We start from the raw sequence: 19480 nt of genomic DNA on the forward strand, positions 1-19480 counted from the left end.
GTGAAAACGGCTTTCCCTTGGCCGGTTAACGCTGTAAATAATGCTTTCAAGAACGGCCGATGAAGTACTCACTTCATGAAAGAGCCGATTAGCCTGAGTCGATCTGCTGCCGTCCGTGCGACGCCTGCGCAGATGGCTCGACCCCCATGACCTGAATAATGCGGGCGTGCCCATGATTACCCTGAAACTCAATGGTCAAGACCATCCCCTGGACGCTACCGAGGACATGCCGCTGCTGTGGGCGATCCGTGACGTGGCGGGTTATACCGGGACCAAGTTCGGCTGCGGCATGGGCCTGTGCGGTGCCTGCACCGTGCACATCGACGGCCTGCCGGCGCGTTCCTGCATCACTCCGCTCGGTGCGGTGGCGGGCAAGAGCGTGAACACCATCGACGGCTTGCACCGCGACCCGGTCGGCCAGGCGGTGCAGCAGGCCTGGCTGGACGGCGGGGTGGCGCAGTGCGGCTTCTGCCAGGGCGGGCAGATCATGTCCGCCACGGCACTGCTCAAGGTCAACCCCCAGCCCAGCGACGAGCAGATCGAAGAAGCGATGGTCGGCAATATCTGCCGCTGCGGTACCTACAACCGCATCAAGACGGCAATCCACAATGCCGCCGCGCACCTGCAGGAGGCCAAGGCATGAGCCAGTCCCTGAACGATTTCGCCCTGAGCAACCTCAGCCGGCGCGGCTTTCTCAAGGGGGTCGGGGTCACCGGTGCCCTGGTGCTGGCAGCGACCTGGGGCTTGCCCGAGGCCTTTGCCGAGGGTGAGAAGAAGTACGGCGCCGATGGCATGCCCAATGGCTGGATCGACGATCCCAAGGTCTATGTCAGCATCGACGCCGATGGCAGCGTGACAGTGACCTGCAACCGTTCCGAGATGGGCCAGGGCGTGCGGACCAGCCTGAGCATGGTGGTGGCCGATGAACTGGAGGCCGACTGGGCGCTGGTGAAGGTCCGCCAGGCACCGGCGGACGAAGTGCGTTTCGGCAACCAGGATACCGATGGCTCGCGCAGCATGCGCCATTGGTACGAGCCGATGCGACGTTGCGGCGCGGCGGCGCGGACCATGCTCGAACAGGCGGCGGCGCAGCAGTGGAAAGTCCCGGTGGGCGAGTGCCAGGCCCGCTTGCACAAGGTTATCCACAGCCCGAGCGGGCGCGAACTCGGCTACGGTGCCCTGGCGGCAGCCGCCGGCGCGTTGGCGGTGCCGGCCCGGGACAGCCTGAGACTCAAGCAGCCGGCGGAATTTCGCTACATTGGCAAGGAGTCGACGCGGGCCATCGATGGGGCGGATATCGTCAATGGCCGGGCCCTGTACGGTGCCGACATTCATTTCGACGGCATGCTCTATGCCACCGTGGCGCGGCCGCCGGTGTATGGCGGCAAGCTCAAGTCCTTCGATTCGGCGGCCGCGCTCAAGGTCCCGGGTGTGCTCAAGGTGCTGGAGATCGAAGCGCGTCCGCTGCCTTCGGAATTCCAGCCGCTGGGCGGCGTGGCGGTGATCGCCAGCAATACCTGGGCGGCGATCAAGGGGCGCGAGGCGTTGAATATCGTCTGGGACAATGGCGATAACGTCAGCTACGACTCCATCGCCTATCGCCAGGAACTGGAGGACTCGTCACGCAAGCCGGGCAAGGTGGTGCGCAACACCGGCAATGTCGACGAAGCGCTGAAACGTGCCGCCAGTCATTTCGAGGCCGACTACTACCTGCCCCACCTGTCGCAATCACCCATGGAGCCGATGGTCGCCATCGCCCGTTTCAACGATGGCCAGTGCGAAGCCTGGGCACCGACCCAGGCGCCGCAGGTCACCCGTGAGCGGATTGCCGAGCGGCTGGGCATCGGCTTCGACAAGGTCACCGTCAATGTCACCCTGCTCGGCGGCGGGTTCGGCCGCAAGTCCAAGCCGGACTACGTCATCGAGGCGGCGATCCTGGCCAAGGCGATGCCGGGCCAGGCGGTGCGGGTGCAATGGACCCGCGAAGACGACATCCACTATTCCTATTTCCATACCGTCTCGGCGGAGTATCTGCGCGCCAGCCTGAACAAGGACGGTACGCCTTCCGGCTGGCTGCACCGCACGGTGGCGCCGAGCATCACCGCGTTGTTCGCGCCCAACATGAACAACGAAGCGGCATTCGAGCTGGGCATGGGTTTCACCAACATGGCCTACGACATTCCCAATGTGCGCCTGGAAAACCCCGAGGCGAAGGTGCATACCCGCGTCGGCTGGTACCGTTCGGTGTCGAACATTCCCCATGGTTTCGCCATCCAGAGTTTTGTCGACGAACTCGCCCACAAGGCCGGGCAGGATCCGTTGGCCTATCAGCTCAAGTTGCTGGGGCCGGATCGCAAGATCGATCCGCATACCCTGAGCGACCAGTGGAACTACGGCGAATCCCCCGAGCGTTACCCGATCGACACCGCCCGCCTGCGCGGCGTGCTGGAAACCGCGGCCAAGGCGGCGGGGTGGGGACGCAAGCTGCCCAAGGGGCGCGGGCTGGGCCTGGCGGTGCACTACAGCTTTGTCACCTATGTGGCGGCGGCCATCGAGGTCGAGGTCAAGGACGATGGCACGCTGATCGTGCACAAGGCCGATATCGCCGTGGATTGCGGGCCGCAGATCAACCCCGAGCGGATCCGCTCGCAGTTCGAGGGCGCCTGTGTGATGGGCCTGGGCAATGCGGTACTGGGGGAAATCAGCTTCAAGGAAGGCAAGGTCCAGCAGGACAACTTCCATATGTATGAAGTGGCGCGCATGTCCCTGGCACCGAAAGAGGTGGCGGTACACCTGGTCACTCCGCCGGGAGAGGTGCCGCTCGGTGGTGTCGGCGAGCCGGGCGTGCCGCCGATCGCGCCGGCGCTGTGCAATGCGATCTTCGCCGCCACCGGCCAGCGGATCCGCAGCCTGCCCGTGCGTTACCAGCTGCAAGGCTGGAACAAGGCGAAGGCCTGATGGACAGCGTCGATCTGAATGTCCTGCGCAGCGTCCTGCAATGGCGCCGCGCCGGCCAGCGGGTGGTCTTGTACAGCGTGGTCCAGACCTGGGGCAGTGCGCCCCGGCAGCCGGGGGCGATGCTGGCCCTGCGCGGCGATGGCGTGGTGATCGGCTCGGTCTCGGGTGGCTGCATTGAAGACGACCTGATTGCCCGGCTGCACGATGGCCGCCTGGCCGCGGACGGGCCGCCGGTGCAACTGGTGACCTACGGGCTGACCCGTGAGGAGGCGGCGCGTTTCGGCCTGCCGTGCGGTGGAACCCTGCGCCTGACCGAGGAGCGGATCGACGATCCCGACTGGGTCGCGCAACTGCTGCGGCGTTGCGAGGCTCACGAAATCGTTGCCCGGGAACTGGACCTGAGCAGCGGCGCGGTGACCCTGCACGAGGCGAGCAGGCACGACGCCCTGGTTTTCGACGAGCAGACCCTGCGGGCCATCTACGGCCCCCGGTGGCGCCTGTTGTTGATCGGCGCCGGCCAGTTGTCGCGGTACGTGGCGGAAATGGCCCGGATGCTGGATTTCGAAGTACTGATCTGCGATCCGCGGGAGGAGTTCGTCCACGGCTGGGAGGAGCACCATGGGCGCTTTGTGCCGGGCATGCCGGATGAGGCCGTGCTGAATATCCAGACCGACGAACGCACCGCCATCGTTGCCCTGACGCACGACCCGCGGCTGGACGACATGGCATTGCTCACGGCCTTGAACTCCAGGGCCTTCTACATTGGTGCCCTGGGCTCGCGGGTCAACAGCCGCAAACGCCGGGACAATCTCGCGGCGCTGGGCTTGAGCGAGGAATCCATCGCCCGCCTGCATGGGCCGATCGGCTTGCATATCGGCAGTCACACGCCTTCGGAGATCGCCTTGTCGTTGCTGGCGGAGATCGTCGCGATCAAGAACGGCGTGGAATTGCGGCAGAAAAAACCGGAGCTTGCGGTCAGTGAGTAACCGGGCGGCGGCGATTATCCTGGCGGCGGGGCAGGGCAGCCGTTTTCGGCAGGTCGCCGGGGCGGACCAGGACAAGTTGTTGGCGCCTTGTCGTGGGCGTGACGGGATAGTGCGGCCGGTGCTGGAACAGGTGCTGGGCAGCCTGCCTGGCGGTCTTGGCGAGCGGATCGTGGTCACCACGTCTGATCGTGCCGAAGTGATTCGCCTGGCGCGCGCCCATGGCTGTCGGGCGGTGTTGCTGGATTCCTCCGGGATGGGCGAGAGCATCGCCGCAGGAGTCGCCGCCACCTCCGGTGCCGGCGGTTGGCTGGTGGTGCTCGGCGATATGCCGTTTATCCTGCCGCAGACGTTCGCGCGGGTACTGGATGGCATGGCCAGCGACCTGATCCGGGTGCCGACGCTGTCCGGTCGATATGGCCATCCGGTGGGCTTCGGGAGCGGTTTCGGGGCTGCGTTGCGGGGATTGTCCGGGGATCGTGGGGCCAAGTCCCTGTTCGCGACGGCCAGGGTTCAATCAGTAGCGGTCGAGGACCCCGGGATCACCTGGGATATCGATCTGCCCTCGGCCCTGGTATTTCCCCTTTCCAACACGGACACCTGATCGTTTCCACGTCCTCGGCGCATCACGTTCCCGGCGCATAAAAAAAGCCCCGCCTGCATCGCTGCAGGCGGGGCTTTTCAATTACCGCCGGAGTCAGGCGAGGGGTTTAGGCTCGTGGGCTTCTTCCAGGGCTTTTGGCGTGTGCTCGATCACTTCTTCGACGGATTGCAGGTTCTCGTCGATGGTCGGCGCAGCCGGTTCGCTTTCAGCGTGTACAGCAGGCGCCGGAGCGGCCTCCTGGACAACCTCGGCAACCGGTTCGGCAGTCACCTGCGCTTCCACGGCAGGAGCCGCGGCTGCGGCAGCCAGTTCGGCAGCCTTGCGGGCTTCTTCTTCACGCTTGCGGCGACGCACTTCACGCGGGTCGTTCGGCGCGCGGCCATTGCTGGACACGACCACTGCCGGTGCTTCTTCCACCACTGGCGCGGCGACTTCGGCAACCACAGGCGCTTCGACCGGAGCCGGTTGAGCCACTACAGGCTCGGCGGCAACCGGTTCGGCAACCACAGGTTCGGCGACTGGCGCCGGAGCGGCTTCGACGACGGCTGGTTCAGCGGACCATTCGAAGGTCGCCTGGACCTCCTGGGCGGGCTCCGGAGCTTTCTCGACCGCGGCTTCAACGACTGCTGCTTCAATGATCGGTGCGGCGACCACAGGTGCTTCTTCAACCGCTGTTTCAGCAACCGGGGTTTCGACTGCTGGCTCAGGTGCCACGAACACTGGCAGTTCGGCAGCTACGGCGGGCTCAGCCGGCGCTTCGACCACCGGGGCGGCCTCGACAACCGGAGCCACTTCCACTTCCGGGGCAGCAACCGCTTCTACCGGAGTCGTCGCTTCCACCACCGGTGCTTCGACGGCCGGGGCTTCTTCGACGGCGGCGGTAGCGCGTTCAGCCTGCTGGTGCGCTTCGGCTTCAGCCGGGGCGCTGATCACGCTGCTGGCGACAGCAGCGGTCACGGCCAGGCCGGCAGCCAGTTCGTCAGTGCTGGCTTCGCCCTGATTGCCTTCGCCGCCTTCTTCGGAGCCTTCGATCACATTGCCGTTGGCATCACGCTGACGCTCGCGACGGTTGCTGCGACGACGCTGGCCGCGGGAGCGACGGCGTGGACGATCACCACCTTCGGCGTTGTCCTGGCCATCGTCCTGCAGTTGCTCTTCGCCCTGCAGCACTTCCTCTTCTTCACCGACCGCGGCGGCCTGTTCGGCGCGTGGCTGGCGTTCTTCACGCGGTGCACGTGGCTGGCGCTCTTCTCGTGGGGCACGGGCCGGACGCTCTTCAGCGACAACCGCGGCAGCGGCACCGGCGACAGCGCCGACTGCCGGAGTGGCATCCAGCGGTTCGCGCAGTTCACGCACGCGTTCTTCACGCTCGCCACGTGGCTTGCGATCTTCACGTGGGGCACGCGGTGCACGTTCTTCGCGTGGAGCGCGCGGTGCGCGTTCCTCACGGGCTACGGCCGGGGTTTCTTCACGGGCTTCGCGTGGTGCACGTTCCTCGCGGGCTTCACGTGGGACACGCTCTTCGCGTGGTGCGCGTTCCTCGCGTGGTTCACGCGGTGCACGTTCTTCACGTGGCGCACGCTCTTCGCGCGGCTTGCGTTCTTCATCGCGGCGACCATTACGGTTGCGGCTCTGCTGACGACCGTTGCGGCGCTCTTCGTTGCGGGCTGGGCGCTCGGCGGCCGGTTTCTCGACCACGACCGGTGCGACCGGCTCTTCCTTGGTGGCGAACAGGCTGACCAGGGACTTCACCAGGCCCTTGAACAGGCTTGGCTCGGCAACCGGAGCCGGGGCGGCAGCCACCGGGGCGACCACTTCGGTCGGCACCGGCGCGTTGGCGCGGGCCGGGGCGGTCTTGACCGCGGCTTCCTGGCGAACCAGGGTGCGGGTCGCGGCGGCCGGCTGGACTTCCTCGACTTCGGCAGCGGCAGCGGCGATTTCGTAGCTGGACTGGTTGGTGTGGGCTTCCGGGCTGTCGTCGCGCAGACGTTGCACTTCGAAGTGCGGCGTCTCGAGGTGATCGTTCGGCAGGATCACGATACGGGCACGGGTGCGCAGTTCGATCTTGGTGATCGAGTTGCGTTTTTCGTTGAGCAGGAACGCGGCAACCGGGATCGGCACCTGGGCGCGGACTTCGGCGGTGCGGTCCTTCAGGGCTTCTTCTTCGATCAGGCGCAGGATCGCCAGGGACAGCGACTCGACGTCACGGATGATGCCGGTGCCGTTGCAGCGTGGGCAGACGATGCCGCTGCTTTCGCCCAGGGACGGACGCAGGCGCTGACGGGACATTTCCAGCAGGCCGAAGCGCGAGATGCGACCGACTTGCACGCGGGCACGGTCGGCTTCCAGGCATTCGCGGACTTTTTCTTCCACGGCGCGCTGGTTCTTGGCCGGGGTCATGTCGATGAAGTCGATCACGATCAGGCCGCCGATGTCGCGCAGGCGCAGCTGGCGGGCGATTTCTTCAGCGGCTTCCAGGTTGGTCTGCAGCGCGGTTTCTTCGATGTCGCTGCCTTTGGTGGCGCGTGCCGAGTTGATGTCGATGGACACCAGGGCTTCGGTCGGATCGATCACGATGGAGCCGCCGGAAGGCAGTTCGACAACGCGCTGGAAGGCGGTCTCGATCTGGCTTTCGATCTGGAAGCGGTTGAACAGCGGGACGCTGTCTTCGTACAGCTTGATCTTGCTGGCGTACTGCGGCATCACCTGGCGGATGAAGGTCAGGGCTTCGTCCTGGGCCTCGACGCTGTCGATCAGCACTTCGCCGATGTCCTGGCGCAGGTAGTCGCGGATGGCGCGGATGATCACGTTGCTTTCCTGGTAGATCAGGAAAGGTGCGGAACGATCCAGGGACGCTTCCTTGATCGCGGTCCAGAGTTGCAGCAGGTAGTCGAGGTCCCACTGCATTTCTTCGCTGCTGCGGCCCAGGCCGGCAGTGCGCACGATCAGGCCCATGTCGGCAGGTGCCACCAGGCCGTTCAGCGCTTCACGCAGTTCGTTGCGTTCTTCGCCTTCGATGCGACGGGAAATGCCGCCGGCACGCGGGTTGTTCGGCATCAGGACCAGGTAACGACCGGCCAGGCTGATGAAGGTGGTCAGGGCGGCGCCCTTGTTGCCACGTTCTTCTTTTTCGACCTGGACGATGACTTCCTGGCCTTCGCTCAGGACGTCCTTGATATTGACGCGGCCTTCAGGGGACTTCTTGAAGTATTCGCGGGAGATTTCTTTCAGCGGCAGGAAGCCGTGGCGCTCAGAGCCGAAATCGACAAAGGCAGCCTCGAGGCTTGGTTCGATGCGAGTAATCCGGCCTTTATAGATGTTGGCCTTCTTCTGCTCGCGTGCACCGGATTCGATATCCAGGTCGTAGAGGCGCTGGCCGTCTACCAGTGCAACACGCAACTCTTCGGGTTGAGTTGCGTTAATCAGCATTCTTTTCATGTAGTACCGTCGGTTTCCGGGCTGCCGGAAACGGCGTTCGGCACACACGACTTCTCACGGTCGGTGTCAGGTGCGTCAGGAGTGGTTGGCCACTCCAGTGTCTAGCGAGATTTCGACCTTCAGGCGAAGTCGCGACTGACGCTTCCTGCTTGCTGTGGTGGCATAAGCACCGCTTAAGCAAAACTGAGTCAGGAGGAGGAATCAACCGCGGGTGTGGACGATATGAAGCGTCTTGAACAAGCCTAATGCTACACAGTCCGACGGTTGTGCATCTCCACCCTACACGTATCCCTGATAATTCGGGTGCTGCCGCGCGCAGAATCCGCAGCGGGTTGGCATTTACCGTGAACGCCGAAAGGGGAGTTCACGCATCATGGCTAATCAGGCGTTGTTTCCGGCACTCTCGCTCGGGCTTGTCCTGCGACTGACTGCACTTTGTGAACTGGCCGTGAATATCGGCTCGGGATGACGAGTGGTTACTCAGTTTCCCGGCTCGCTTCAGGCCTCATGTCACCTGCGCTCGTTACAATCACGAACCTGCCATGTGTAGCGAAAGCCCCGTAGGACGGCCTCGCGTCCTGATGAATTGCGTTGGTCAGGGTCGGCTGTTTGCCGTTGTTCCTCTGTCCGGCCGCTTTTGGCGGCGTTCGCGACTATAGCAGCAATGATTAAGTGCTTCAATTCCATAAAAAATTGTTATCATTCGCGGCATGACGACGACTACCCCCCCGACCCCAGGCGTCCAACTGCTTGAGGTCTCGCCGGAATATGCCGGCCAACGCATCGACAATTTTCTTCTCGCCCGGCTCAAAGGCGTGCCCAAGACCTTGATCTACCGCATCTTGCGTAAAGGCGAAGTGCGAGTGAACAAGGGGCGGATCAAGCCCGAGTACAAGCTGCAGGCTGGAGATATCGTTCGAGTTCCTCCCGTGCGCGTTCCCGAGCGCGACGAGCCTGTGCCGCTGGCCCAGGGCCTGTTGCAGCGCCTGGAGGCCTCGATCGTGTTCGAGGACAAGGCGCTGATCGTGATCAACAAGCCGGCCGGCATTGCCGTGCATGGCGGCAGCGGCCTGAATTTCGGCGTGATCGAAGCCTTTCGCCAGTTGCGCCCGGACGCCAAGGAGCTGGAACTGGTGCACCGCCTGGACCGTGACACGTCCGGCCTGCTGATGATCGCCAAGAAACGCAGCATGCTGCGCCATCTGCACGAGCAATTGCGCGGCGATGGCGTGGACAAGCGTTACATGGCGCTGGTCCGTGGCCGCTGGGACACCGCCCTCAAGCAGGTGCGGGCGCCGTTGCTCAAGAGCAACCTGCGTTCCGGCGAGCGCATGGTCGAGGTCAACGAGGAGGGCAAGGAGGCCTTGACGGTGTTCAAGGTCCTGCGCCGCTTCGGCGACTTCGCCACGATGGTCGAAGCCAAGCCGGTGACTGGCCGGACCCACCAGATTCGCGTGCACACCTTGCACGCCGGCCATTGCATCGCCGGTGACAGCAAGTACGGCGAGGAGGGTTTCACCAAGGAGATTCGCGACCTGGGTGGCAAGCGCCTGTTCCTGCACGCCTACATGCTGACCGTGCCGTTGCCCGATGGCGGCGAGCTGAAGTTGCAGGCGCCGGTGGATGAAATGTGGGCCAAGACGGTGGAGCGGTTGAGTGCGGTCTGATTACAAGCTGCTGATTTTCGATTGGGACGGCACCCTGGCCGATTCCATTGGTCGGATTGTCCAGGCGATGGGCGAGGCGGCCGAACGGGCCGGCTGGCCCAAGCGCGATGATCCGGCGGTCAAGGGGATTATCGGCCTGGGCTTGCCGGAAGCCATCCGTACCCTCTACCCGAGTATTTCCGACGAAGAGCTGGTCATTTTTCGCCAGCACTATGCCGACAGTTACATTGCCCTGGAGGCGGTGCCTTCGCCGTTGTTTCCGGGCGTGGTGGAGTCCATGGAGGCATTTCGCGCCGCGGGCTACCAGTTGGCCGTGGCGACCGGCAAGGCCCGTCGCGGGCTGGATCGGGTGCTGAAGGCCCATGGCTGGCTGGATTACTTCGATATCACCCGGGCCGCCGACGAAACCGCGAGCAAGCCGCATCCGTTGATGCTCGAAGAGATTCTTGCCCATTGTGGCGTGCCGGCGTCCCGGGCGCTGATGGTCGGTGATTCGGCGTTTGACCTGCAGATGGCGCGCAATGCCGGCATGGACAGCGTGGCGGTCGGCTACGGCGCCTTGTCGCTGGATGAGTTGCGAGTGTTCGAGCCGCGTTTGGCGATCGATGGTTTTCCTGAATTGCATGCCTGGCTGAATCGCCAGGCCCATTGAGTCTATTGGGGTGAGCACGCATGGCAGATGAGTGGAGCGCACCGCCCAAGGCGAGTGCCGCCGAGGGCGACGATAAAAGCTGGAAACTGCTGGAAAAAACGCTGCTGGCGGGCGTCCAGGAGCAGCGTCGGGCGCGGCGCTGGGGGATTTTCTTCAAGTTGCTGACCTTTGCCTACCTGTTGGTCGCGCTGCTGATGTTCTCGCCGCTGATGGACATGGAAAAGAGCGCCGGTCGCGGTGCCCACTACACCGCCCTGATCGAGGTGCGCGGGGTGATCGCGGACAAGGAGTCGGCCAGTGCCGACAATATCGTCAGCAGCCTGCGCGAGGCTTTCAAGGATCCCAAGGTCAAGGCGGTCATCCTGCGTATCAACAGCCCGGGCGGTAGTCCGGTGCAGTCGGGTTATGTCTATGACGAGATCCGCCGGCTGCGCGGCCTTCACCCGGATACCAAGCTCTATGCGGTGATTTCCGATCTCGGTGCCTCGGGGGCTTACTACATTGCCAGCGCGGCTGACCAGATCTACGCCGACAAGGCCAGTCTGGTCGGCTCCATTGGCGTGACGGCGGCGGGTTACGGTTTTGTTGGCACCATGGAGAAGCTGGGGGTTGAGCGTCGTGCCTACTCTTCGGGTGAACACAAGGCGTTCCTCGATCCGTTCCAGCCACAAAAGGCGGATGAAACCCGCTTCTGGCAAAGCGTGCTGGACACCACTCACAACCAGTTCATCGACAGCGTCAAGAAAGGGCGTGGTGATCGTCTCAAGGATAAAGAGCATCCCGAGCTGTTCTCTGGTCTGGTCTGGTCTGGTGAGCAGGCCTTGCCCCTGGGGCTGATCGATGGTCTGGGCAGTGCCAGTTCCGTGGCCCGTGACGTGATCGGCGAGAAGGAGCTGGTGGACTTCACGGTCCAGGAGTCGCCTTTCGATCGCTTCTCGAAAAAGCTCGGTGCCAGCGTGGCCGAGCAGTTGGCCATGTGGATGGGCTTCCAGGGGCCGACCCTGCGTTGATGATTGCGAGGCCCCTGTAAGGAGCCCGGCTCCTACAGGTTTGATCGTTCCCACGCTCTGCGTGGGAATGCCTCCCAGGACGCTCCGCGTCCCGCTTCAGGGAATCTCGACCCCTTCGGCCAACAGCATATCCACCAGTCGGATCAACGGCAGGCCCACCAGGCTGGTGGCATCTGGCCCCTCTGTACGTTGAAACAGGCTGACACCCAATCCTTCCGCCTTGAAGCTGCCCGCGCAGTCATAGGGCTGCTCGGCCCGCAGGTAGCGTTCGATGCGCTCCGGATCGAGCTGGCGCATATGCACGGTGAACGGTACGCAGTCGACCTGGCAGTGGCCGCTCTGGCTGTTGAGCAGGGCCAGGCCGGTGAGGAAGGTCACGCGGGCACCGCTGGCCGCCAGCAGTTGCTCGCGGGCCTTGTCGAAGGTGTGGGGCTTGCCGATGATGCGCCCGTCGAGCACGGCGACCTGGTCCGAGCCGATGATCAGGTGTCGCGGATGGCTGGCGGACAGGGCGCGGGCCTTTTCTTCGGCCAGGCGCCTGACCAGGGCCTCGGCGGATTCGCCGGGCTGGTAGCTTTCGTCGATATCGGGCGAGCTGCAGGTAAAAGGCAGGCGCAGGCGGTCGAGCAATTCCCGGCGGTAAACCGAGCTGGAGGCGAGTAACAACGGCAGCATGGGCTTCTCCTGAGGGTAGCCGGCGATTCTATCCAGAGGCGAAGCTGACGGACAGGGCTGAATTTCCTTTGACATGGGCGGGTGCATCCCTATAATGCTGCGCCTATGTTGAATGACCCGATTCCACCTCACGTTGACCCGCGCAAATTAGCTGACCGTGGCACCACCCTTCAAGGTGAACTGCTGCTGGCTGATTTGGAGAGACTCTGCGACCCGCTTTCCGACAACGTCGGTACGGTGCAGGCCAAATTCGTTTTTGAACGAGATGAACGTAAGTCTGTGGTTATCCACAGCTTTATCGACACCGAAGTCAAGATGGTTTGCCAGCGTTGTCTTGAGCTGGTCACCCTGCCGATTCACAGCGAATGCAGTTATGCTGTGGTGAAGGAGGGTGCGAATACCCAGTCGTTGCCGAAAGGTTATGACGTGCTGGAACTGGGCGAAGATCCTTTGGATCTGCAGGCGTTGATCGAGGAAGAGCTTCTGCTCGCCTTGCCCATTGTGCCTGCTCATCATCCGGAAGAATGCCAGCAGCCGGACGGGCTCGAAGAGCCTGAGCCGAGCGAGGACGAGGTAACGCGGTCCAACCCGTTCAGTGTATTGGCGCAGTTAAAGCGTGACCCAAACGTTTAGGAGTTAATCAATTATGGCTGTTCAGCAGAACAAAAAATCCCGCTCCGCCCGTGACATGCGTCGTTCCCACGATGCTCTCGAGGCTAGCACCCTGTCCGTGGAAAAGACCACCGGTGAAGTTCACCTGCGTCACCACGTATCGCCAGAAGGCGTATACCGTGGCCGTAAAGTGATCGACAAGGGCGCTGACGAGTAAATCTTGTCCGCTCAGATCATCGCGATCGACGCAATGGGCGGGGACTTCGGTCCCCGCAGCATTGTCCAGGCCAGTATTGCCTGCATGTCCGCTACACCCTCGCTGCACCTGACCCTTGTCGGTCAACCCTCCCTCCTTGATGAATTGATTGCTGGCTATCCGGCTGTTGATCGCGCGCGCCTGACGATTGTCCCGGCGGCCGAGGTCATCACCATGGATGAGCGGCCGTCCCAGGCCTTGCGTGGCAAGCCGGACTCGTCGATGCGGGTGGCGCTGCAGTTGCTGCGTGACGACAAGGTTCAGGCGGTGGTCAGTGCCGGCAATACCGGTGCGCTGATGGCCCTGTCGCGTCATGTGCTCAAGACCTTGCCGGGCATCGATCGGCCGGCGATGGTGGCGGCGATCCCGACCCGGCGTGGTTATTGCCAGTTGCTCGACCTCGGGGCGAACGTCGACTGCAGTGCCGAGCACCTGTTCCAGTTCGCCGTGATGGGCTCGGTGGCCGCCGAGGCCCTGGGCGTGGTGCGGCCGCGGGTGGCCTTGCTGAATGTCGGTACCGAAGACATCAAGGGTAACCAGCAGGTCAAGCTGGCGGCCGGTCTGTTGCAGGAAGCTCGCGGGCTGAACTATATAGGCTTCGTCGAGGGGGACGGGCTGTACCGTGGCGAGGCCGATGTGGTGGTCTGCGACGGCTTTGTCGGCAATATCCTGCTCAAGTCCAGCGAAGGCCTGGCGACCATGATCGCCGCGCGGATCGAGGCGTTGTTCCGTCGTAACCTGGCGTCGCGGGCGGTCGGCCTACTGGCCTTGCCGTTGCTCAAGCGCCTGCAGGCCGACCTGGCACCGGCGCGCCACAATGGCGCGAGTTTCCTCGGCTTGCAGGGTATCGTGGTCAAGAGCCATGGCTCCGCCGGCGTGCAGGGTTTGCAGAGTGCCATCCAGCGCGCCCTGATCGAGATTCAGGAAAACCTCCCCGAGCGCCTGCACGGACGCCTGGAGGAACTGTTGCTTTAGGCGTTTTGCCTGGCAAATGCTTAAATGTGACCGCTCGGTTCAACGTGCCATCCAACTGAGGCATTCAATCAAGAATTTCTGGCGTTCCCATGGTGGGACCTCAACTCTCCGACGACAAGATCATTAGGGGCTCGTTTCATGTCTACCTCCCTCGCATTCGTCTTTCCAGGACAGGGCTCGCAGTCCCTCGGCATGCTGGCCGAGCTGGGCGCGCAGTACCCGCTGATCCTGGAAACCTTCGCCGAGGCCTCCGAGGCCCTGGGCTATGACCTCTGGGCACTGACCCAGCAGGGGCCGGAAGAGCAACTGAATCAGACCGACAAGACCCAGCCGGCGATCCTCACCGCTTCGGTGGCCCTGTGGCGCCTGTGGCTGGCTGAAGGCGGCAAGCGTCCGGCCTATGTCGCCGGCCACAGCCTGGGTGAATACAGCGCACTGGTTGCTGCCGGCAGCCTGAGCCTGGCCGATGCCGTTCGTCTGGTCGAGCGTCGCGGTCAGCTGATGCAAGAGGCCGTGCCGGCCGGGCAGGGCGCCATGGCGGCGATCCTTGGCCTGGAAGATGCCGATGTGGTTACAGCCTGTGCCGACTCCGCCCAGGGCGAAGTGGTCAGTGCGGTAAACTTCAATTCGCCGGGCCAGGTGGTGATCGCCGGGGCCAAGGCCGCTGTCGAGCGCGCCATGGAAGCCTGCAAAGCCAAGGGGGCCAAGCGCGCATTGCCGTTGCCGGTCAGCGTACCGTCACATTGCGAGCTGATGCGTCCGGCTGCCGAACGCTTCGCCGAATCGGTTGCGGCCATCGACTGGCAGGCACCACAGATCCCGCTGGTGCAGAATGTCAGCGCCGGCGTCGCCGCCGATCTGGATACCCTCAAGCGCGACCTGCTGGAACAGCTCTACAAGCCGGTGCGCTGGGTCGAGTCCGTGCAGTACCTGGCGGCCCAGGGCGCGACCGAACTGGTCGAGTGCGGCCCGGGCAAGGTCCTGGCCGGCCTGAACAAGCGTTGCGCCGATGGCGTGAACACCTCCAACCTGAATACCCCGGATGCCTTCGCCGCCACGCGCGCGGCACAGGCCTGAATTAGGAGAAGCCTGCATGAGTCTGCAAGGTAAAGTTGCACTGGTCACCGGCGCCAGCCGTGGTATCGGCCAAGCCATCGCCCTCGAATTGGGTCGCCTGGGGGCTGTGGTCGTCGGTACCGCGACATCCGCCTCGGGTGCCGAGCGCATTGCCGCGACCCTCAAGGAACATGGTATTCAAGGTACTGGCCTGGAACTCAACGTCACCAGCGACGAGTCCGTGGCCGCAGTCCTGGCGAGCATCACCGAGCAGTTCGGTGTGCCGGCGATCCTGGTCAATAATGCCGGTATCACCCGCGATAACCTGATGATGCGCATGAAAGACGATGAGTGGTACGACGTGGTCGATACCAACCTCAACAGTCTGTTCCGCCTGTCCAAGGGCGTTCTGCGTGGCATGACCAAGGCGCGTTGGGGCCGAATTATCAATATTGGCTCGGTTGTGGGTGCCATGGGTAACGCAGGCCAAGTAAACTACGCGGCAGCCAAGGCCGGCCTCGAAGGTTTCAGTCGCGCACTCGCGCGTGAAGTCGGTTCGCGGTCGATTACGGTAAACTCGGTTGCTCCAGGTTTCATCGACACCGATATGACCCGCGAATTGCCCGAGGCACAGCGTGAAGCCCTGCTGACGCAGATTCCGCTGGGCCGTCTCGGCCAGGCCCAGGAGATCGCGCAAGTGGTCGCTTTTCTGGCTTCGGACGGTGCGGCTTACGTGACTGGGGCTACAATCCCGGTGAACGGCGGGATGTACATGTAATTCAAATGTGACGGATTGCTTCAAAAAAATGTCATACCAGCTGTCTAAAATCCGTTATAAAGCTGCAACTTATTGATGGGCAGAGGGCAAAGGGGGACGAAGGCTGAAGCTTTCGGTTGAAAAGCTGAAAAGCCTTTCTATACACTTACCCACCGGCCAGCTGCCTGAATTTTTCCATTAGGAGTGAAAACAAGGTATGAGCACCATCGAAGAACGCGTCAAGAAAATCGTTGCCGAGCAACTGGGCGTCAAGGAAGAAGAAGTGGTCAACACTGCTTCCTTCGTTGAAGACCTGGGTGCCGACTCCCTTGACACCGTTGAGCTGGTGATGGCTCTGGAAGAGGAATTCGAGACCGAAATCCCTGACGAAGAAGCTGAAAAAATCACCACCGTACAAGCTGCTATCGATTACGTTACTGCCCATCAGGCGTAATAGTTTGTAATCGTTGCCCGCTGTCATGGAAAAACCGCACTGCCATCATGGCGTGCGGTTTTTTCTTTAGGTGTGAGGCAAAGTGTCGTCAACAGGATAAAGGAGAGTGCTGTGTCGCGTAGACGCGTCGTAGTCACCGGTATGGGGATGTTGTCGCCATTGGGTACGGATGTTCCGAGTACCTGGCAGGGCATTCTGGCTGGCCGCAGTGGCATTGGTCTGATCGAACACACAGACCTTTCTGCCTATACCACCCGTTTTGGCGGCTCGGTAAAAGGCTTCAAAGTCGAAGAATATTTGTCGGTCAAAGAAGCCCGCAAACTCGACCTGTTCATTCAATACGGCCTGGCTGCCGGTTTTCAGGCGGTGCGCAATGCCGGCCTGGAAGTTACCGACGCCAACCGCGAACGCATCGGCGTGGCCATGGGCTCGGGTATTGGCGGTCTGACCAATATCGAGGAAACCAGCCGCACCCTGCATGATTCCGGGCCACGGCGCATTTCGCCGTTCTTCGTGCCTGGCTCGATCATCAATATGATTTCCGGCTTCCTGTCCATCCACCTGGGTGCCCAGGGGCCGAACTACGCCATCGCCACCGCCTGCACCACCGGTACCCACTGCATCGGCATGGCGGCGCGCAACATTGCCTACGGCGAAGCCGACGTGATGATTGCCGGCGGCGCCGAGATGGCCGCCTGCGGCCTCGGCATGGGCGGCTTCGGTGCTTCGCGCGCGTTGTCGACCCGCAACGACGAGCCGACCCGTGCCAGCCGTCCGTGGGACAAGGGCCGCGACGGCTTCGTGTTGTCCGACGGCGCCGGTGCGCTGGTACTGGAAGAGCTGGAGCACGCCAAGGCGCGTGGTGCCACCATCTACGCCGAGCTGATCGGCTTCGGCACCAGCGGCGATGCCTACCACATGACCTCGCCACCCGCCGACGGCGCCGGTGCGGCGCGTTGCATCGCCAACGCCCTGCGTGATGCCAAGCTGAATGTCGATCAGGTGCAGTACGTCAATGCCCACGGCACCTCGACCGCGGCCGGCGACCTTGCCGAAGCCCAGGCGATCAAGACGGTATTCGGTGAGCACGCCTACAAACTGGCGGTCAGCTCGACCAAATCGATGACCGGTCACCTGCTGGGTGCCGCCGGGGCGATCGAGGCGATCTTCAGCGTCCTGGCGATCAACGACCAGGTAGCGCCGCCGACCATCAACCTCGACGAGCCGGACGAAGGCTGCGACCTCGACTTCGTGCCTCACGAAGCGCGGCGCATGCCGATCGACGTGGTGCTGTCCAACTCCTTCGGTTTTGGCGGTACCAACGGCTCGCTGGTGTTCCGCCGGTTCGCCGAGTGATGCAAAGCTGGGTCGACGGTCAGCCGGCGGATTCGTTGCCGCTCAAGGACCGTGGCCTGGCCTACGGCGATGGTCTGTTCGAGACCATTGCCGTGAAAGCCGGGCGTCCGCTGCTGCTGGAGCGGCACCTGCAGCGCCTGGCCGAAGGTTGCCAGCGCCTGGGCATCACTACGAACCAGGCGTTGATCCGCAGCGAGCTGCTGGTCTACAGCGCCGCCATGGGCGAGGGTGTGCTCAAGCTCATCCTCACCCGGGGTGACAGCCTGCGCGGTTACGCCGCCGCCGCCGATGCGGTGCCCCGGCGTATCCTCCAGGGCAGTCTGCCAGCGGCTTATCCACCGGCCCTGCAAAACCTGGGCATTCGTCTTTTCCCCTGTGTCACCCGCCTGTCCGAACAACCCCTGCTGGCCGGTCTCAAGCACCTCAACCGGCTGGAGCAGGTGCTCGCCCGCAGTGAGTGGCAGGATGCCGAACATGCCGAAGGCTTGATGCTCGATGGCGCCGGGCGGGTGATCGAAGGGGTCTTCAGCAACCTGTTCCTGGTACGTGGCGGCGTGCTGTTCACCGCTGACCTGAGCCGGTGCGGTGTGGCCGGCGTCATGCGTGCCGAGTTGCTGGATCAGGCCCGTGCTCTGGCTATCCCTGTGGATATCTCGGACATCAGCCTGGAGCAACTCCGACAGGCCGATGAGGTCTTTCTCTGTAACAGCGTCTACGGCGTCTGGCCGGTTCGTGCATTTGCCGATCTGAGCTGGTCGGTGGGTCCGCTCACCCGTAAACTGCAAGGTATTGCCCGCGCGTTATTGGATGTTTGAATTGAGACGTAAATTCTTGGTGCTGCTGCAGACAGGTCTGGTGCTGGCGGGATTGGCGCTGGGCGGATCGGCCTGGAAGATTCATTCGGCGCTGGAGCAGACCCTCGACCTGACGCAGGAGCAATTGCTCGACGTGCCGGCCGGCGCGACCCCCACCGGGACCTTCAATCGCATGGAGGCCGACGGCACCCTGCGCGATGCGTTCTGGCTGCGTCTGTACTGGCGTTTCAACCTGTCCGCCGTGCCTTTGCACAGTGGCGAGTATCGCCTTACCCCGGGCATGAATGTGCGTGCGCTGCTGGGCCTGTGGCAGCGTGGCGAAGTGGTGCAGTACAGCCTGACCCTGGTCGAGGGCTGGAACTTCCGGCAGGTACGCAGTGCCCTGGCGAAAAACGACAAGCTCCAGCAGACCCTCAACGGCCTCAGCGACACCGAAGTCATGAGCAAGCTGGGCCATCCGGGTGTGTTCCCGGAAGGTCGTTTCTTCCCGGACACCTACCGCTTCGTACGCGGCATGAGCGATGCCGAACTGCTGGAAAAGGCCTACGACCGCCTGGACAACGTACTGGACCAGGAATGGCAGAAGCGTGCCGCCGACGCCCCCTACACCGACCCCTACCAGGCGCTGATCATGGCGTCGCTGGTGGAGAAGGAAACCGGCGTACCCCAGGAGCGCGGCCAGATCGCCGGAGTCTTCGTGCGGCGGATGCAGATCGGCATGCTGCTGCAGACCGATCCGACGGTGATCTACGGCCTGGGTGAGCGCTACACCGGCAAATTGACCCGCGCCCACCTGCGTGAGGCCAACCCCTACAACACCTACCTCAACACCGGCTTGCCACCGACACCGATCGCCATGGTCGGCCGCGAAGCGATTCATGCCGCGCTGAACCCGGTGGCGGGCAACAGCCTGTACTTTGTCGCCCGGGGCGATGGCAGCCATGTCTTCTCCGACGACCTGGACGCTCATAACAACGCGGTGCGCGAGTTCCAGCTCAAGCGACGAGCGGACTACCGTTCGAGCCCGGCGCCGGCGGTAGCACCCTCTACGGCACCCGCCACCGTGCCGGCAGTTGTTCCCGGCGCCGAGCCGAAGCCGGCCCCGGACACCACTGAACCCGCCGCGGCGCCCCTCGGCGCCCCGACTGAAGCGCCGCCCGCGTCGGACCCCGTCGCACCCGAGACGAAGGACGCGCAATGACTCTGATTAAG

The 19480-nt window shown here is 63.3% G+C and carries 18 protein-coding genes; 16 read left to right on the forward strand and 2 right to left on the reverse strand.

Going from position 1 to position 19480, the window contains the following annotated elements; all coding sequences use genetic code 11:
* The first annotated feature begins 172 nt into the window (after window positions 1–172).
* Genes ACL9RJ_RS25420 through ACL9RJ_RS25435 form a run of 4 tightly spaced genes read left to right on the forward strand, consistent with a single transcriptional unit; the run spans window position 173 to window position 4545 of the window.
* Window positions 173–643 carry a (2Fe-2S)-binding protein gene (locus ACL9RJ_RS25420; RefSeq protein WP_017126390.1) on the forward strand — a complete coding sequence of 157 codons (471 nt, stop codon included), beginning with the start codon at window positions 173–175 and terminating at the stop codon, window positions 641–643.
* Window positions 640–2958 (forward strand): xanthine dehydrogenase family protein molybdopterin-binding subunit, encoded by a 2319-nt coding sequence (locus ACL9RJ_RS25425; protein WP_017126391.1) that lies wholly within the window; start codon window positions 640–642, stop codon window positions 2956–2958. Before ACL9RJ_RS25420 ends, ACL9RJ_RS25425 begins: the two co-directional genes overlap by 4 nt.
* Window positions 2958–3944: an XdhC family protein gene (locus ACL9RJ_RS25430; protein WP_017126392.1), complete on the forward strand. Its 987-nt coding sequence runs from the start codon at window positions 2958–2960 to the stop codon at window positions 3942–3944. Before ACL9RJ_RS25425 ends, ACL9RJ_RS25430 begins: the two co-directional genes overlap by 1 nt.
* Window positions 3937–4545 carry a nucleotidyltransferase family protein gene (locus ACL9RJ_RS25435; protein WP_017126393.1) on the forward strand — a complete coding sequence of 203 codons (609 nt, stop codon included), beginning with the start codon at window positions 3937–3939 and terminating at the stop codon, window positions 4543–4545. Before ACL9RJ_RS25430 ends, ACL9RJ_RS25435 begins: the two co-directional genes overlap by 8 nt.
* Before the next feature lie 93 nt (window positions 4546–4638).
* Here ACL9RJ_RS25435 and rne read toward each other — a convergent pair whose 3' ends face one another.
* Window positions 4639–7983: a ribonuclease E gene (rne, locus tag ACL9RJ_RS25440; protein WP_177116413.1), complete on the reverse strand. Its 3345-nt coding sequence runs from the start codon at window positions 7981–7983 to the stop codon at window positions 4639–4641.
* 710 nt (window positions 7984–8693) lie between these two features.
* Between rne and rluC the strand changes: the two genes are divergently transcribed.
* The 3 genes from rluC to sppA are packed head-to-tail and all read left to right on the forward strand — an operon-like array spanning window position 8694 to window position 11312.
* Window positions 8694–9650 carry a 23S rRNA pseudouridine(955/2504/2580) synthase RluC gene (gene rluC, locus ACL9RJ_RS25445; protein WP_017126395.1) on the forward strand — a complete coding sequence of 319 codons (957 nt, stop codon included), beginning with the start codon at window positions 8694–8696 and terminating at the stop codon, window positions 9648–9650.
* The gene (locus tag ACL9RJ_RS25450; protein ID WP_017126396.1) at window positions 9640–10302 is read left to right on the forward strand and encodes an HAD-IA family hydrolase; all 663 of its coding nucleotides are present in this window, start codon (window positions 9640–9642) and stop codon (window positions 10300–10302) included. Before rluC ends, ACL9RJ_RS25450 begins: the two co-directional genes overlap by 11 nt.
* Window positions 10303–10322: 20 nt before the next feature.
* On the forward strand, window positions 10323–11312 hold the full coding sequence (gene sppA, locus ACL9RJ_RS25455) for a signal peptide peptidase SppA (RefSeq protein WP_422765790.1): 990 nt from the start codon (window positions 10323–10325) through the stop codon (window positions 11310–11312).
* Window positions 11313–11408: 96 nt separating this feature from the next.
* Here sppA and ACL9RJ_RS25460 read toward each other — a convergent pair whose 3' ends face one another.
* On the reverse strand, window positions 11409–11987 hold the full coding sequence (locus ACL9RJ_RS25460) for a Maf family protein (RefSeq protein WP_422765791.1): 579 nt from the start codon (window positions 11985–11987) through the stop codon (window positions 11409–11411).
* Between the two features lie 105 nt (window positions 11988–12092).
* Between ACL9RJ_RS25460 and ACL9RJ_RS25465 the strand changes: the two genes are divergently transcribed.
* The 9 genes from ACL9RJ_RS25465 (at window position 12093) to mltG (ending at window position 19469) form a co-directional block, all read left to right on the forward strand.
* Window positions 12093–12620 (forward strand): YceD family protein, encoded by a 528-nt coding sequence (locus ACL9RJ_RS25465; protein ID WP_083875327.1) that lies wholly within the window; start codon window positions 12093–12095, stop codon window positions 12618–12620.
* A gap of 13 nt (window positions 12621–12633) precedes the next feature.
* The gene (rpmF, locus tag ACL9RJ_RS25470; RefSeq protein WP_003179396.1) at window positions 12634–12816 is read left to right on the forward strand and encodes a 50S ribosomal protein L32; all 183 of its coding nucleotides are present in this window, start codon (window positions 12634–12636) and stop codon (window positions 12814–12816) included.
* 3 nt (window positions 12817–12819) lie between these two features.
* Window positions 12820–13830 carry a phosphate acyltransferase PlsX gene (gene plsX / locus ACL9RJ_RS25475; RefSeq protein ID WP_422765792.1) on the forward strand — a complete coding sequence of 337 codons (1011 nt, stop codon included), beginning with the start codon at window positions 12820–12822 and terminating at the stop codon, window positions 13828–13830.
* A 138-nt stretch (window positions 13831–13968) separates the two neighbouring features.
* Complete coding sequence (gene fabD, locus ACL9RJ_RS25480) at window positions 13969–14907, forward strand: ACP S-malonyltransferase (RefSeq protein WP_177057522.1); 939 nt, start codon at window positions 13969–13971, stop codon at window positions 14905–14907.
* 16 nt (window positions 14908–14923) lie between these two features.
* Window positions 14924–15664, forward strand: a complete 741-nt coding sequence (gene fabG, locus ACL9RJ_RS25485; RefSeq protein WP_177057521.1) for a 3-oxoacyl-ACP reductase FabG — start codon at window positions 14924–14926, stop codon at window positions 15662–15664.
* Window positions 15665–15860: 196 nt separating this feature from the next.
* Window positions 15861–16097: an acyl carrier protein gene (gene acpP, locus ACL9RJ_RS25490; RefSeq protein ID WP_007987170.1), complete on the forward strand. Its 237-nt coding sequence runs from the start codon at window positions 15861–15863 to the stop codon at window positions 16095–16097.
* A gap of 111 nt (window positions 16098–16208) precedes the next feature.
* Window positions 16209–17453 (forward strand): beta-ketoacyl-ACP synthase II, encoded by a 1245-nt coding sequence (fabF, locus tag ACL9RJ_RS25495; RefSeq protein WP_177057520.1) that lies wholly within the window; start codon window positions 16209–16211, stop codon window positions 17451–17453.
* A complete protein-coding gene (gene pabC / locus ACL9RJ_RS25500; protein ID WP_177057519.1) occupies window positions 17453–18268 on the forward strand; it encodes an aminodeoxychorismate lyase in 816 nt (271 codons plus the stop codon). The genes fabF and pabC overlap by 1 nt, the downstream gene beginning before the upstream one ends.
* A gap of 1 nt (window position 18269) precedes the next feature.
* Window positions 18270–19469, forward strand: a complete 1200-nt coding sequence (mltG, locus tag ACL9RJ_RS25505) for an endolytic transglycosylase MltG (protein ID WP_177057518.1) — start codon at window positions 18270–18272, stop codon at window positions 19467–19469.
* Window positions 19470–19480: the final 11 nt, after the last annotated feature.

Origin of the sequence: Pseudomonas sp. Mn2068 (assembly GCF_049319725.1) — a bacterium.
GTDB lineage: Bacteria > Pseudomonadota > Gammaproteobacteria > Pseudomonadales > Pseudomonadaceae > Aquipseudomonas > Aquipseudomonas gingeri.

What these genes read in the sequence shown, in the direction of transcription:
- sppA (WP_422765790.1), top strand. Translation starts at nt 10,323, where the DNA reads ATGGCAGATGAGTGGAGCGCACCGCCCAAGGCGAGTGCCGCCGAGGGC.
- acpP (WP_007987170.1), top strand. Translation starts at nt 15,861, where the DNA reads ATGAGCACCATCGAAGAACGCGTCAAGAAAATCGTTGCCGAGCAACTG.
- rne (WP_177116413.1), bottom strand. Translation starts at nt 7,983, where the DNA reads ATGAAAAGAATGCTGATTAACGCAACTCAACCCGAAGAGTTGCGTGTT.
- fabD (WP_177057522.1), top strand. Translation starts at nt 13,969, where the DNA reads ATGTCTACCTCCCTCGCATTCGTCTTTCCAGGACAGGGCTCGCAGTCC.
- ACL9RJ_RS25420 (WP_017126390.1), top strand. Translation starts at nt 173, where the DNA reads ATGATTACCCTGAAACTCAATGGTCAAGACCATCCCCTGGACGCTACC.
- pabC (WP_177057519.1), top strand. Translation starts at nt 17,453, where the DNA reads ATGCAAAGCTGGGTCGACGGTCAGCCGGCGGATTCGTTGCCGCTCAAG.
- ACL9RJ_RS25460 (WP_422765791.1), bottom strand. Translation starts at nt 11,987, where the DNA reads ATGCTGCCGTTGTTACTCGCCTCCAGCTCGGTTTACCGCCGGGAATTG.
- fabG (WP_177057521.1), top strand. Translation starts at nt 14,924, where the DNA reads ATGAGTCTGCAAGGTAAAGTTGCACTGGTCACCGGCGCCAGCCGTGGT.
- ACL9RJ_RS25465 (WP_083875327.1), top strand. Translation starts at nt 12,093, where the DNA reads ATGTTGAATGACCCGATTCCACCTCACGTTGACCCGCGCAAATTAGCT.
- rluC (WP_017126395.1), top strand. Translation starts at nt 8,694, where the DNA reads ATGACGACGACTACCCCCCCGACCCCAGGCGTCCAACTGCTTGAGGTC.
- rpmF (WP_003179396.1), top strand. Translation starts at nt 12,634, where the DNA reads ATGGCTGTTCAGCAGAACAAAAAATCCCGCTCCGCCCGTGACATGCGT.
- ACL9RJ_RS25425 (WP_017126391.1), top strand. Translation starts at nt 640, where the DNA reads ATGAGCCAGTCCCTGAACGATTTCGCCCTGAGCAACCTCAGCCGGCGC.
- ACL9RJ_RS25430 (WP_017126392.1), top strand. Translation starts at nt 2,958, where the DNA reads ATGGACAGCGTCGATCTGAATGTCCTGCGCAGCGTCCTGCAATGGCGC.